The 13777-nt window shown below is 61.1% G+C and carries 16 protein-coding genes; 8 read left to right on the top strand and 8 right to left on the bottom strand.

Going from position 1 to position 13777, the window contains the following annotated elements; genetic code table 11:
• Nucleotides 1-11: 11 nt before the first annotated feature.
• From JTP94_RS00525 to JTP94_RS00515, 3 genes are all read right to left on the bottom strand, one after another.
• Nucleotides 12-371, bottom strand: a complete 360-nt coding sequence (locus tag JTP94_RS00525; RefSeq protein ID WP_037196697.1) for a response regulator — start codon at nt 369-371, stop codon at nt 12-14.
• A 159-nt stretch (nt 372-530) separates the two neighbouring features.
• Nucleotides 531-1079, bottom strand: coding sequence for a hypoxanthine phosphoribosyltransferase (gene hpt / locus JTP94_RS00520; RefSeq protein WP_037196699.1), 549 nt, complete (start codon nt 1077-1079; stop codon nt 531-533).
• Nucleotides 1080-1278: 199 nt separating this feature from the next.
• A complete protein-coding gene (locus JTP94_RS00515; RefSeq protein ID WP_204848616.1) occupies nt 1279-1947 on the bottom strand; it encodes a hypothetical protein in 669 nt (222 codons plus the stop codon).
• 210 nt (nt 1948-2157) lie between these two features.
• On the opposite strand from JTP94_RS00515, the gene ftsE reads away from it, so the two are divergent.
• From ftsE to JTP94_RS00495, 4 genes are all read left to right on the top strand, one after another.
• A complete protein-coding gene (gene ftsE / locus JTP94_RS00510; RefSeq protein WP_204848615.1) occupies nt 2158-2817 on the top strand; it encodes a cell division ATP-binding protein FtsE in 660 nt (219 codons plus the stop codon).
• Complete coding sequence (locus tag JTP94_RS00505) at nt 2810-3856, top strand: ABC transporter permease (protein ID WP_204848614.1); 1047 nt, start codon at nt 2810-2812, stop codon at nt 3854-3856. Before ftsE ends, JTP94_RS00505 begins: the two co-directional genes overlap by 8 nt.
• Before the next feature lie 114 nt (nt 3857-3970).
• A complete protein-coding gene (locus JTP94_RS00500) occupies nt 3971-4648 on the top strand; it encodes a YdcF family protein (protein ID WP_037196917.1) in 678 nt (225 codons plus the stop codon).
• Nucleotides 4649-4746: 98 nt separating this feature from the next.
• Nucleotides 4747-5550, top strand: a complete 804-nt coding sequence (locus JTP94_RS00495) for a 1-acyl-sn-glycerol-3-phosphate acyltransferase (protein WP_204848613.1) — start codon at nt 4747-4749, stop codon at nt 5548-5550.
• 36 nt (nt 5551-5586) lie between these two features.
• Here JTP94_RS00495 and JTP94_RS00490 read toward each other — a convergent pair whose 3' ends face one another.
• Nucleotides 5587-6120: a gamma-glutamylcyclotransferase gene (locus JTP94_RS00490; protein ID WP_204848612.1), complete on the bottom strand. Its 534-nt coding sequence runs from the start codon at nt 6118-6120 to the stop codon at nt 5587-5589.
• Between the two features lie 50 nt (nt 6121-6170).
• On the opposite strand from JTP94_RS00490, the gene JTP94_RS00485 reads away from it, so the two are divergent.
• Complete coding sequence (locus JTP94_RS00485; protein ID WP_204848611.1) at nt 6171-7184, top strand: DUF2125 domain-containing protein; 1014 nt, start codon at nt 6171-6173, stop codon at nt 7182-7184.
• Between the two features lie 143 nt (nt 7185-7327).
• Here the strand turns inward: JTP94_RS00485 and JTP94_RS00480 are convergent, their stop codons facing one another.
• The 3 genes from JTP94_RS00480 to JTP94_RS00470 all read right to left on the bottom strand — a co-directional run bounded on the left by JTP94_RS00480 (nt 7328) and on the right by JTP94_RS00470 (nt 10246).
• Nucleotides 7328-8257 carry a prephenate/arogenate dehydrogenase family protein gene (locus JTP94_RS00480; RefSeq protein WP_204848610.1) on the bottom strand — a complete coding sequence of 310 codons (930 nt, stop codon included), beginning with the start codon at nt 8255-8257 and terminating at the stop codon, nt 7328-7330.
• Nucleotides 8254-9363 carry a histidinol-phosphate transaminase gene (hisC, locus tag JTP94_RS00475; RefSeq protein WP_204848609.1) on the bottom strand — a complete coding sequence of 370 codons (1110 nt, stop codon included), beginning with the start codon at nt 9361-9363 and terminating at the stop codon, nt 8254-8256. Before hisC ends, JTP94_RS00480 begins: the two co-directional genes overlap by 4 nt.
• 103 nt (nt 9364-9466) lie before the next feature.
• Complete coding sequence (locus JTP94_RS00470; RefSeq protein WP_204848608.1) at nt 9467-10246, bottom strand: class I SAM-dependent methyltransferase; 780 nt, start codon at nt 10244-10246, stop codon at nt 9467-9469.
• A gap of 53 nt (nt 10247-10299) precedes the next feature.
• On the opposite strand from JTP94_RS00470, the gene gloB reads away from it, so the two are divergent.
• The 3 genes from gloB to JTP94_RS00455 all read left to right on the top strand — a co-directional run bounded on the left by gloB (nt 10300) and on the right by JTP94_RS00455 (nt 12786).
• Nucleotides 10300-11070 carry a hydroxyacylglutathione hydrolase gene (gloB, locus tag JTP94_RS00465; RefSeq protein ID WP_204848607.1) on the top strand — a complete coding sequence of 257 codons (771 nt, stop codon included), beginning with the start codon at nt 10300-10302 and terminating at the stop codon, nt 11068-11070.
• Nucleotides 11070-11495, top strand: a complete 426-nt coding sequence (locus tag JTP94_RS00460; protein WP_204848606.1) for a cupin domain-containing protein — start codon at nt 11070-11072, stop codon at nt 11493-11495. The genes gloB and JTP94_RS00460 overlap by 1 nt, the downstream gene beginning before the upstream one ends.
• 175 nt (nt 11496-11670) lie before the next feature.
• On the top strand, nt 11671-12786 hold the full coding sequence (locus JTP94_RS00455) for an esterase (RefSeq protein WP_210383993.1): 1116 nt from the start codon (nt 11671-11673) through the stop codon (nt 12784-12786).
• Nucleotides 12787-12817: 31 nt separating this feature from the next.
• On the opposite strand, the gene JTP94_RS00450 is transcribed toward JTP94_RS00455, so the two are convergent.
• A complete protein-coding gene (locus tag JTP94_RS00450; RefSeq protein ID WP_204848604.1) occupies nt 12818-13717 on the bottom strand; it encodes a DMT family transporter in 900 nt (299 codons plus the stop codon).
• Nucleotides 13718-13777: the final 60 nt, after the last annotated feature.

Raw genomic sequence — 13777 nt, 5'->3', positions numbered from 1 at the left:
AGCGGTACGGTTCAGGCCGCCAATGCGCGGGCGACGGCCTTGCGGATATCCGGCAGCGCAAAAGGCTTGGCCACGACATCGACGATCTTTTCCATAAGGTCGTCGGCGCGCTCGCGTTGCTCGGCATAACCGGTCATCAGCAGGATCTTCATTCCAGGCCAGGTCGAATGCGCTTGATGCGCGAGCTCGATGCCGTCCATGACCGGCATGCGGATATCCGAGAGAAGCAGGTCGAAACCGCCCTGCTTGAGCTTTTCCAGACCTTCGGCGCCGTCGGCCGCCTCTTCGGTCTCGTGGCCGTCCAAGCGCAACGCGCGGGCGACAAAGGTGCGAAGAGAGTCCTCGTCTTCCGTAATCAGAATTTTTGCCATGGTCTATGCTCCGTGGTCCATCATGTTCCGCGACAGAAATCACCAGAATTCCGTTTGCGATAGGTAAACGACGGGGGGACGATTAGGCTCCGTGGTTAATGAGTCGTCATCGCCGGAGCAGAATGGGACAGCCGGGCCGACTGTCCCCATTAACGCAGATTACGGGGTGGCATCGCCCAGGACCACGCCGACGAAGGGCAGTTCGCGGAAGGCATAGGCAACGTCCATACCGTAGCCCACAACGAAATAGTCGGGGCATTCGAAGCCGACATAATCGGCCTCCAGCTCTTCCTGGCGCTTGACGCTCTTGTCCAGCAGGACGGCCAGCGTCACATTGCGGGCGCCGCGCTCATAGAGCAGTTCCTTGGCAAAACGCAGGGTGCGGCCCGATTCCAGAATATCGTCGATCAGCAGCACGTCGCGATCCCTCACATCGCTGTCGATGTCCTTGACGATGCGCACGCCCTGGGAGACCGTGCCCGCGCCGTAGCTCGAAAGGGTGATGAACTCGACCTCCGGCGCCAGCCCCGTCTCATGCAGCGCGCGCAACAGGTCGGCGGCAAAGATGAACGAACCCTTGAGGATGGCGATGACGAGGAGATCCTTCGTCGGTCCGCTAGCGATTTCCTTCGCCATGGCATGATTGCGCTCGGCAATCTGCTCGGCAGTGAAAAGCGGCTCGATGTTCTTCCCGCGTACGACAGGCATTGATTGGCATGCTCCATGGCTGCTGCGGCGCTCGGCCGCCGATCAAGCACAAGCCCGTAGCACAATCGGCAAGCCCGACACACCCCCTAGAGCCGGATGATTTTAGGTCGAATCGACCTAAAATCTGAATCCGCTCTAGAATCAAACAGGTAGAGCGTGATGTCGCCCGAAATCCCCTTACACTTTTCGGCATCACGCTCTAGGGTATGAAGGAAAGACGAACATCCGGCGTTTTTCCACCAGGATGCTGCAATCGTGTGGAAAATCCGCGGCTTTCATGCGGCGCGAGGCGGTTCATCGGCGCATTGACGACAACGCTCCGCACCAGCTGGTCGCCGGCAAAGAGATCGGCGCGCATCGACGGTATCGACAGGGTGGCGCCGCTCGCATTCTCGATGATGCCATTCAGCGTCAGGACCCGCATGCCGTTCTCGTCGCGCGGTGTCAGCGTTACATGCGAGAATTGCAGCGGCTCGACCGCCGCCTCGGTCGGCGCGCTGGACAATCCGGAAAATCCGCCGGCAAGCCCGAAGACGAGCACTGCAAGGGCGACGATCAGCGCCACGAAGCTGCGCCGCGATGCCTGCTGCAAAACACCTTCGGCAAAACGCAAAGCGGATAGGATGGGCAAGAGGACATTCCCGCGCGTCGGCCGTGGCGGCGTTTTCGATCCGGAGGGACCGTCGTGGCGCATGTTAACGCCCGAAGCACTCCTGCCGCGCCCGCCAACGACGGTCACGAATTCGGCATCGATGATATCCTGCTTCGGCACGAAACGGTGCGACTGACCCGAACCAGACCCGCGTTCGGGCGGAATGAGGTCATAAACCAACCCCGCCTGCTGCTGACGGTGGCGAAAAGCGCCCATGATGACCTCCCTTTGCGGTGATCCACATGGTTTCGACGCCCATTGCTAATCTGGGCATTGAAACGAATCCTGCCCAGTCGTAAATTTTAATGGTTAATGCTTCGCAAAGATCGCCATGAATTGGGCGCCTTTCCAGAAAAATTTACCGGCTGTTAACGCCGTTGGTTAACAAGTCGCCTGACTGAACCCTGCGGAAGACTGGACTGCCCGTTGATTCACTTTGAGAACGTCGGTTTGCGCTACGGCATGGGTCCGGAAATCCTCCGCGACCTGAGCTTCGACATACCGAGAAAATCGTTCCAGTTCCTGACCGGACCCTCCGGCGCCGGCAAGACGACTCTGCTGCGGCTGCTCTTCATGTCGCTGCAGCCGACCCGTGGGCTGATCCGCATGTTCGACCGGGAGATTTCCTCGATCCCGCGCAACGAGCTGCCGCTCCTGCGCCGGCGCGTCGGCATTGTCTTTCAGGATTTCCGACTGCTCGACCATCTGACGACCTATGAGAACGTCGCCCTTCCGCTGCGCGTGCGCGGCAAGGATGAAAGCTCCTATCGCACCGATGTGCTGGAACTGCTGAAATGGGTCGGCCTCGGCGAGCGCATCAACGTGCTGCCGCCGATTCTGTCGGGCGGCGAAAAGCAGCGCGCCGCCATTGCGCGCGCCCTCATCGACCGCCCGGAAATCCTGCTCGCCGACGAACCCACAGGCAATGTCGATCCGCCGATGGCACGGCGGTTGCTCAACCTGTTCCTGGAGCTCAATCGCCTGGGCACTGCGGTCGTCATCGCCACGCACGACCTCGGCCTGATGGACCAGATCGAGGCTAGGCGCATGATCCTGTCGGGAGGGCATCTCGATATCTATGACTAAGCCCGCCCCCCGCAGGAAAGCCCCGAATGCCAAAGCTGCGCAGTCGCGGCAAACACCCGCAGCTCCTCCGCCGGAGCGGAAGCGGCCGGAAATGCGCGTGCGCCCCACCGGGCCGATCGTGCCGTCCTCCAATATTCAGGGCAACGCGCTGATCGTCGTCATCGCCATCATGGCCTTTCTCGCCTGCCTCACGCTCGGCGCCGTTAGCATGGTGCGCGCGACGGCGTCAAGCTGGGAGAGCCAGATTTCCCGCGAGATCACCATCCAGATCAAGCCGGACGACAATCTCGACATGGACAAGGCGCTGGTCAGCGCCCGGGATATCGCGCTCAGCTTCGTCGGCACCAAGTCCGGCCAGATCGTCGACGAGGCGGCGACGGCACGTCTTCTCGAGCCATGGCTCGGCGCCGGCCTGGACATCAAGGAATTGCCCGTCCCCCGCCTTGTCATCATCACCATAGACGAGACGCATGCGCCGGATTTCGAGGCGATGCGCGCCCTGCTCAAGGCGCAGATCCCGCAAGCGACGCTCGACGACCACCGCACCTGGGTCGACCGGCTGGTGTCGATGGCCCACACCACCGTTCTCATCGGCACCGGCGTCCTGCTGCTGGTCTTCACGGCCATGGTGCTGACCGTGGTCTTCGCCACCCGCGGTGCGCTCTCGGGCAATCGCCACATCGTCGAAGTGCTGCACTTCGTCGGTGCCGAAAGCACCTTCGTCGCAACCGAATTTCAGAAGCACTTCCTGAAGATCAGCCTGAAGGGATCTGCTGCCGGCAGCGGCCTTGCCGCCCTGTTCTTCGCCAGCGCCGGCATCCTGCAGAGCCGCACGATCGCCACGCCGCAGACCGACCAGGCAACCGCCCTTTTCGGCACTTTTTCCGTAGGTGCACTCGGCTATGTCGGCATTCTCGCGACCATGATCGTCATCGCCCTGCTCACGACTCTCACGGCACGCTTCACCGTCATGCGCACGATCTACGAGATCGATCTGATCCGTTCCGATCCAGGCAGGGCCGACGGTGTGCAGAATTGACGCCGCGGTGAGTATTTTTTGCTGTCCGTCAGCCCGTTCCTTGCCGCAATTGTCGTATAATACCGAATCATGAGCATGGATCTGTCGACTCGCAAGGCCGTGAGTTCGCAGTCGATGCGGGAGGAATCCCGCAGCGATAGACCTGTGCGTCGCAGCTTGTTCCGGCGTCTCCTGCGTTGGGGCGGCTTCGCCTTCATTTTCCTCGCCGCCATCATTTTCGGCGGCTTCCTGCATTTTGCCGATTCGATCACCACGCTGAAGCCGCCGCTCGAGCCCAAGGCGGACGCCATCGTCGTATTGACGGGCGGCTATCAGCGGATCGACCAGGCCGTCGAATTGCTGCGCTCCGGCGCAGGCCACCGGCTGCTGATATCGGGCGCGCATCCGACCACGACGCCGTCGCAGATCCGCAGGCTGACGCAGAGCTCGGTCGGTCTCTTCAATTGCTGCGTCGACATCGGCTATGACGCCATCGATACGATCGGCAATGCACGCGAAGCGGCAAAGTGGATCCACGCCAAGGGCTACAAGAGCGTCCTGGTGGTGACGAACAACTACCACATGCCCCGCAGCCTCGCGGAGCTGAAATATGTCGATCCCGCGACGGATTTCATTCCCTATCCGGTTGTCAATTCCGATTTGAAGACCAAGAACTGGTTCACCGACCCGAATGCGCTGCGCACGATGATCTCCGAATATGCCAAGGTTCTCCTGACCGGCGCCCGCAATCTGACTGGCCTGGGGCGCCCGGTCGGCCTGCGCTCGCAGGAACAGAGCGACGATCCGGACTGAGATGCGCGAGCGCGCACGCACCGACTTTTTATTGACGCCGTAATCGTGTAGGCAAGCCTTAGGATGCCGGCGCAAGCCGGTGCATTGGGAAAGCCTTGATGATTATCTTGCGTTCGATCCTGTTCAACACAGCCTTCTATGCCAATCTGATCATTCGCATGATCGTGCTGTCGCCGATTTATTTCCTGATGCCGCGCAAGGCCGCATATGCAATCCCCAAGGCATGGGCAAAATCCAGCACCTGGCTGATGGAAAAGATCGTAGGGACGACCTTCGAGATCGAAGGCCTCGAAAATATCCCCAAGGGAAGCTACATCTTCGCGCCCAAGCATCAGTCCTTCTGGGACACCTTCGCGCTGCTGCCCTATCTCGACGATCCGGTCTATATCCTGAAGCGCGAGCTGATGTGGATTCCGTTGTTTGGCTGGTATGCTGGGAAGCAGCGCATGATCCCCGTGGACCGCGGCGCGCGTGGCAAGGTGATGTTCGACGTATTGAAACGCACGCGGGAAGAGCTCGCCACCGGCCGACAGCTCATCATCTACCCCGAGGGCACGCGCCGCCCGCCGGGCGCCGAACCGGTCTATAAATACGGCATCGCCCGCATGTATCGCGATCTCGAAATCCCAGTCGTCGCCGTCGCCATGCATCCCGGCCTGTTCTGGCCCCGCCGCACCTTCCGCAAATATCCAGGCCACCTGAAGGTGCGCATCTTGCCGCCGATCCAGCCCGGCATGGATCCCGACGCTTTCTTTGCGCGGTTGATGGAGGAGACGGAAAAGGCCAGCGACGAACTGCTGGTCGAGACCATCGCCAACAATCCGCATCTCCCTGTTCCACCGACCGCAGCGCAGCGTCTGGCGGAAATCAACAAGGCAAAGGTTGCCGCCGCAGCGGTTTGAACCGAAGGCCGCCGCATCGTGCGGAGGAGCAGCCTGTCAGGACGCTTCCCGCATTCGCTCGATTTCGCCGACGACATGCTCAAGCCATTGATCGCGGATGCCCATCTCGCGCAAATGCGTCAGCGTATTGAAGACATAGGCATCGTTCGGGCCGGATTGGCCGCTGGCGGATTCGACGATATGAGCCGCCTCGACGGCATCCAGCGCGCCGGCATATTGCCTGTGATCGCGGTCGACGACATAGGCGACCGAGGTCACGCGCCGGCCATCGGCGAGCCGGATCGGCACTATCCTTTCCAAATAGACATTGGTGACCAGTTCACGCTCGCGCAGATAGGCCAATACCTCGTCCCACGCAGTCGTCGAGACGCGAAACGCCATGCCGCGGCAGGAGCCGCCACGATCGAGACCAAGAACCAGGCCGGGGCTCGCCTCGGTGCCGCGATGGACCCAGGAATGAACGCAAAGCGAGCGGCGGTAGCCGAAAATAATGGCCTCCGCCTTTTCCTCATAGTCGAAGCCCGGATTCCACATGAGCGATCCGTAGCCAAACACCCAAAATTCGTCCATATCCAACGCCAAATCAGTGTGAAACTTCAGTCCAACCATTGGAGAACAACATGGCAGCGTCAAGCCAGAGCGTAGCGACCGGTCGAGGCAAACGTCTATCGCTCATCCTGATAGGACTGTTGGTGGTCTTCGCCGGGCTCTATACCGGCGGGTGGTATTACGCGACCAATATTGTCAAAACCAATGTGCTGAAGGCGCTCGGCCAGCAGAACAGTGCCGGCATTGCCGGCAAATGCACGAACATGGACTTCAGCGGCTTCCCCTTCTCCATGGGATTGACCTGCGACACTGTGACCATCGACAATCAGACCCGAGGTGTCTCGGCCAATTTCCAAACCCTCAATGCCTCGGCGCCGGTCTATCAGCCGAACCATGTCAGCTGGAACCTGAAATCACCGGCCGAGTTGCGCACCGCCGAAGGCCTGACGGTATCGGCCGAATGGACCGACCTGCAATCGAACCTCGTTGCCAAGGGTCGCGGCGTCGCGCAGAGCCAGACTGTTATCGAGGGGCTGAAGGCAGCCATCGTCTCCTCCCTCACCGGCCAGAGCGCCGATGTGACCGCCGCCCGCACAGAGATGCACGCCAGCCAGAACGGCAGCGACCTGGATTTCGCGATCGGCATCGAGAATGCCAATGCCGTCATCAAGGATTTCCCGCAGACACTGCCGACCGCCTCGACAAGCGCCAATGTGACGCTGACCGGCAAGGCCGGCCTGCTCGACGGCAGCGACCGGGAAGGCCTTCGCGGTGCCGCAGGCGTGCTGCATCAGGCCGTCATCGATATCGGCGACGGCCGCGTCATGACGCTGTCAGGCCCTTTCAATTTCGACGATCAGGGACTTCTGTCCGGCCAGTTCAAGCTGGAGATCAATCAGATCGGGCCATGGGGCGATAGCCTGACGGCGACGCTGCCGGCCGCCAAGAATGTCATCAAGACCGCGACCAAGCTGCTGAAGGCGCTTGCAAACGGTGCCGACAAAGTCTCCGTCGACCTGACGGCCGATCGCGGCCGCCTCGCGCTCAGCGGCTTCATCCCGCTCGGGAAAATCCCGCCGATCTGAGAATCAACACCTTCGACCCAGCGGGGAGAAGGTGGACGCGAACGGCGGAGTGAAACGACGCCGAGAGCGGCCGGATGAGGGGGCCTCGGAGCGAAGCTTCGAGGCCTTGAACGGACGTAAAAGGCGGCTCTCTTCCGGTAATGCTACTTCTTCGCATCGAGAGCATGACGGCCGAAATCCGGTGCGTCGACGTCCTGGCCCGCCTCGACGATCGAGCGGCGGATGGCGCGGGTGCGGGTAAAAAGTTCGAAGATCTTGTCACCTTCGCCCCAGCGGATCGCCCGCTGCAGGGATGCAAGATCTTCCGAGAAGCGCGACAGCATCTCCAGAATCGCATCGCGATTGTGGAGGCAGACGTCGCGCCACATGGTCGGATCGGAAGCGGCAAGGCGGGTAAAATCGCGGAAGCCGGAAGCGGAATATTTGATGACTTCGGACTCGGTCACCGTCTCCAGATCATCGGCGGTGCCGACGATATTATAGGCAATGAGGTGCGGCAGGTGCGAAACGATCGCCAGCACCTTGTCGTGATGCTCAGGATCCATTTCGTCGACGCGCGAACCGAGCGTCTCCCAGAAATGTCGGAGTTTCTGGATGGCCGCCTCGTCAGTGCCCGGGATCGGCGTGAAGATGCACCAGCGCCCTTCGAACAGCCCAGCAAAGCCCGCATCCGGTCCGGACTTCTCTGTCCCCGCCAACGGATGGCCGGGGATGAAATGCACGTTGGCGGGCATATGCGGCTGCATCTGCGCGATGACGGAAGCCTTGGTCGAACCGACGTCGGTGACGATAGCGCCCGGCTTCAGATGCGCCGAAATTTCTTTAGCGACGCTCTCCGATGCTCCCACAGGCACGGAGACAATGACGAGATCGGCGTCCTTGACAGCTTCGGCTGAGGACGGCGTATAGCGGTCGCCGAGTTTCAGCTCCTCGGCGCGCTTCAGCGTCTCGGCGCTGCGCGTCGAGATGACAATTTCCTTAGCAAGGCCCAGCCGCTTGATGTCATAAGCGATGGATGAGCCGATCAGGCCGATGCCGATCAGCGCGATACGATTGAACAGAACGCCGCTCATGCCTTGCGCCCCATGAATTCGGTCAGCGTATCGATGACGCCGAGATTGGCCTCTTCCGTGCCGATGCTCATGCGCAGCGAGTTCGGGAAGCCATAGGCGCGCACCGCCCGCACGATATAGCCGCGGCTGGTGAGGAAATCATCGGCCTCGGCGGCGCGCTTGCCGTCGGTGTCGGGAAAATGGACAAGAACGAAGTTGGCGACCGACGGTGTCACCTTGAGACCGATGGCTTCAAGCGCACTCGTCATCTTCTCGATCCAGAGCGTGTTGTATGCGACGACCGTCTCGGTGAAGCCCTGGTCGCGAATGGCCGCGGCACCCGCAGCGATGGCACCGCTGTTCATGTTGAACGGGCCGCGTATGCGGTTGACCGCATCGACGATATCGACCGGCGCATACATCCAGCCGATCCGAAGCGCCGCCAGACCATAGATCTTCGAGAAGGTTCTGGTCATCACGACATTCTGGTTGGCCGAGACGAGCTCAAGGCCGGCCTCGTAATCGTTGCGGCGGACATATTCGGCGTAGGCAGCATCGAGCACGAGGATCACATGCTTCGGCAGGCGCGCGTGCAGGCGGCGGATTTCGCTGACCGCAACATAGGTGCCGGTCGGATTGCCCGGATTGGCGATGAAGACCATCTTGGTCTTCTCGGTGACGGCGGCAAGGATAGCATCGACATCGACGGTGCAATCCTTTTCCCTGACCGTAACCGGCGTCGCGCCGGCAGCCATGATCTGGATCTTGTAGACCAGGAAACCATGCTCGGTGATGATGCCTTCGTCACCGGTACCGAGATAGGTATGGCAGAGCAGGCTCAGCAGTTCGTCGGAACCGTTGCCGCAGAGAATGTTCGCAACGTTCAGCCCATGCACATCGGCGATCGCCTGACGCAATTCCTTGGCCTGCCCGTCCGGATACCGCTCCAGATGCTCGGCCGCACCGCGGAAGGCCTCGATGGCCTTCGGGCTGGCGCCGAGCGGCGTCTCGTTCGAGGAAAGCTTGAACACGCGCGCAACGCCCGGTGCATGCTCCTTGCCCGGCACATAGGCGGCGATATCGAGAATGCCGGGACGCGGGACGGGCTTGCTCATTTCCATGCTCATGGGTTCGACCTTGGGAAGGGCCGGAAACTTCCGGCTTTAGACACCCCGTCGCATTAATGCGGATTGACAAATTTGTCGAGTGTTTGCGCCGCCGGCGATCCTATCAGGCGCCGCCGCGCGTCGTCGGTATGCCGCGCGGCGCAAGAACAGGCACGAAGACACGGCGCGAGGCACGAACGGCGACAGGCAAGCCCTGATAAAGCCGCTTCTGCGCCTCGACGATGATGACGCCGGAGAAAGCGGGCCACAGCGTGCGCCCTACCCTTTCGAAGGCGCGGCGCAGCCGCAGCACCGTTCGCAGCTTGGAGGGCGGGAAGAACAGCGCTTCGGCCGTCGCGCCCGGCGTGAAGTTGGTTTCCCGCAGCAAAGACGTCAGCTGGCCGCGCGAATAGGGCCTGCCGGAGCCGAACGGCGTGTGCTCCATGCGCGCCCAGACGCCCCGGCGGTTCGGCACGGCGATCACAAGCCGTCCACCGGGCGCCAGGACGCGCCACAGTTCCTTCAGCGTCTCGCGCGGGCTCTCGGCGAATTCAAGCGAATGCACCATCAGCACGCGGTCGATCGAACTGTCAGGCAGCGGCAGCTCTTCGTCGAAGATCAATGCCGTCGATGATGCCGAGTCCATCGGCCAGTTCACCGCGCCCTGCCCGGCCGGCATGAAGGCGAAGGTACGTTCGGTATCGGCGCGGAAGCGATCGAGATAGGGAACGGCATAGCCGAGGCCGACAAGGCGCTCTTCCGGCATGCGCGCCCAGATGGAGGAAAGCGCCATGGCAATCGACTGCTCCGCCAAGCGTCCGAGCTCGGAATGATAGAACTGGCGGAGATCGACAATATCGGCGTGCATCGAAACAAATGTTATCAGCCGAGCGTTGGACTTCAAGGCCGAACGGCTTACATTCTGTCTCAACCGAAAAGACGAGGACGATTTCGATCATGAAACCATTGGAATTAGAGGTATTTATCTGCCGGTCCGACAATTTTGGCGTGTTGGTCCATGACCCTGAAACCGGATTGACGGCATCGATCGACGCCCCGGAAGCCGATCCCATTCTGAAGGCGGCAAATCGTCGCGGCTGGACGATCAGCCACATCCTGACAACCCATCATCACACCGATCATGTCGAGGGCAATCTGGCGCTGAAGGAGCAATTCGGCTGCGAGATCATCGGCCCGATCAACGAAGCCGTCGCCATTCCGGGCCTCGACCGGGCCGTCAGTGATGGCGATACGTTCGAGTTCGCCGGTCACACGGTCAACGTCATCGAGACGCCCGGCCACACGGCCGGCCATATCTGCTATCACTTCGCGGACGATAAGCTGCTGTTTGCCGCCGACACGCTGTTTGCGCTGGGCTGCGGCCGGCTGTTCGAGCGCACACCAGCCGAGATGTGGGCCTCGCTGCAGAAGCTTGCCGTATTGCCGGATGAGACCGCAATCTATTTCGGCCACGAATATACGCTTTCCAACGCCCGCTTCGCGCTGACCATCGATCCCGACAACGAGCGACTGAAGGCGCGCGCCGCCGATATCGAGGCAATGAGGGCAGAAGGCAAGTTCACCATTCCGACGACGCTGGCACTGGAGAAGGAAACCAATCCCTTCCTGCGCGCCGCCGATCCCTCGATCCGCCGTCACCTGCTGATGGAAAGCCGCAGCAACGAAGAGGTTTTCACAGAGATCCGCAAGCGCAAGGACAATTTCTGATGCGGGTGAAAGAGATCATCGAAACGCTTTCCATGCAGCGGCATCCGGAGGGCGGCTGGTACGTGCAGACCTTCCGTGACGAACAAGGCGGCGCGCGCGGCCACTCGACCGCGATCTACTATCTGCTGGAGGCGGGCGACCGCTCGCATTGGCACCGGGTCCGCGATGCCGCCGAAGTCTGGCACTATTATGCCGGCGCGCCGCTCGCCCTGCATCGGTCCGCCGATGGCAGGGCCAGCGAAACACTGGTACTCGGCACCGATCTGGCAAAGGGTGAGCGTCCGCAGGCGATCATTCCCGCCAACTGGTGGCAATCTGCCGAAAGCCTCGGCGAATTCACACTGGTCGGCTGCACGGTGGCACCGGGTTTCGAATTTTCCAGCTTCGAGATGGCCGCACCGGACTGGAAGCCAGTCTCCACCTGAAACCCTTTACCATTCGTTGACATCGCGCAGGCCCAAAGCGCCGGTGCGATGCCGACCGTCTTGAAAAAGCGTCACGCTGCGTCAGCTTTACACGGGGAGAGAGAATATTGTTTCATCTTGAGGAGGCTTTTTCGTGCGTTTGTTGTTCCCTTTATTCATCGTGGCAGGTTGCGTCATGAGCGTTCCCGCCCTTGCCCTCGATGCGCCCGCCTCACCGCCGGCCGATCGCCCGCTGAAAGACTTCGTCACCTCGGTCGAAAAGGATGGGTCGATCACCTTCCGCCTTTTTGCCCCTGCGGCAAAAGCGGTTTCCGTCGCCCTTGGATCGCACGATCCAATGGCCATGCAACGGGGTGACGATGGCACCTGGAGCGTGAAGACCGAGGTACTGAAACCCGATCTCTATGAATACTATTTCAACATCGACGGCTTCCGCAGCATCGACACCGGCACCAATGCGCCCAAGCCGCAGCGGCAGGTCAATACCAGCCTCATTCTGGTGCCCGGCAGCATTCTCGACACCCGCAATGTGCCGCATGGCGACCTGCGGCTGGTGACCCTGCATTCCAAGGCGCTCAAATCCGAGCGGCAGATGTATGTCTATACGCCGCCCGGCTACACCGATTCATCGAAGCCGCTGCCGGTGCTCTATCTCTATCACGGCTTCGGCGACACGGTCGGCTCCTGGGTGGCGCAAGGCCGCGCACCGCAGATCCTCGATAACCTTCTTGCAGAGAAAAAGATCGAGCCGATGATCGTCGTCATTCCGGATACGGAAACCGATGTGCCGGACGCGATCGCCGAGAATACCCTCGGTGCCGATCTCCGCAAGACGTTCTTTCCGAACAACGCCATTGCCGCCGATCGCGAGCTCGTCGAAGACCTCATTCCCTATATGAAGAAGCATTATCGGGTGCGCGACACCGGCGACGGACGCGCGATAGCGGGCTTGTCACAGGGCGGATACCAGGCGCTCGTCTCCGGCCTGTCGCATCTCGGCACCTTCGGCTGGGTCGCGACCTTCAGCGGCGTCAGCACGACAACCGTGCCGAACAAGGCCGTCGATGCCGCGCTGAACGAACCGGCCAAGATCAACAAGGCGCTGCGCAATTTCACAGTAACGGTTGGAAGCAAGGATCAGGTCGTCGGCAAGGACGTCGCCGGCCTCAAGGTGACGCTCGAGGAAAAGAAGATCGTTCACGAATACCACGAGTATCCGGATCTCCAGCATGAGATGGATGTCTGGCGTCCGTCGCTCGTCGCGTTTCTGGAAAAGATCTTCAAGAAATAGGATACGGCTTCCGGCATAACGTGCCGAAAGCCTACTCCGCCGCTTCCGCCTGCGCCGACCCCCCATTATCTAGGCGCAGGATCATGCGATGTGCCGCCAGCACAGCTCCACCGGTGACGAGCAGGCAGGCGAACGCTATGCCCCAGCTCGGTTCCGCAAAGCCGAACAAGGTCAGGATCAGCGTCGACAGCAATGGCGCGGCATAGCTTGCCGCGCCGAGAATCTGGATATCGCCGTTCTTGATGCCGAAATCCCAGGCATAGAATGCCGCTCCGACTGGAAAGAGACCAAGACCGAGCACGGCGATCCATTGCGTCGGGCTCTCGGGCCAGATCGTCTCTTCCAGGCCGAGGTGGCAGACGAACGAGAGAATTGATGTCACGAGGCAGAATATGGTGACGACATCGGTCGACACTGCCTCGAAGCGGCGCGTCATCAACGAATAGCCGGACCATGTGAAGGCACACAGCGAGGCGGCGCCATAGCCGACGGCATAGGCGCCTTCGAAATGAAAGCCGTTGCGGCCAACGATCAGAACCGTGCCCGCCAACCCCATCAGCGCGCCGAGGATGTGATACCAGCGCAGCCGCTCACCTGGCAGCAGCGCCGAACCGACGACGATCAGCAGCGGCCAGAGATAGGCGATGAGGCCCGCTTCCACCGCCGGCGCATGACGCAGCGCAGTGAAATAGAGGAAGTGATAGCCGAACAGCCCCACGATGCCTGTTATCCAGACGTTGGCCGGCTGACGCAGCAGCTGCAGGCGCTCCGGCCTCAGCGCCAAGACGACGATGCCGGGAATACTGCCGATGGCGAAGCAGATGGCAAGCAGCTGAAACGGCTGCATCTTGCCGGAGGCCACCGTCAGCAGCGCCAGAAACGACCACATTACGATGGCCGAGAATCCCGTCAGTGTCGCACGAAATTTCAACTCTGCCCCCAGTCTGATGCCGCGGACGTCCCCATGCCCGCTAGAGCAATACCAGGAAAA

Source organism: Martinezella lusitana, assembly GCF_016901135.1.
GTDB lineage: Bacteria > Pseudomonadota > Alphaproteobacteria > Rhizobiales > Rhizobiaceae > Rhizobium > Rhizobium lusitanum_D.
Note: the sequence above shows the minus strand (reverse complement) of the source record. Positions and strands in the feature narration are given on the sequence as shown.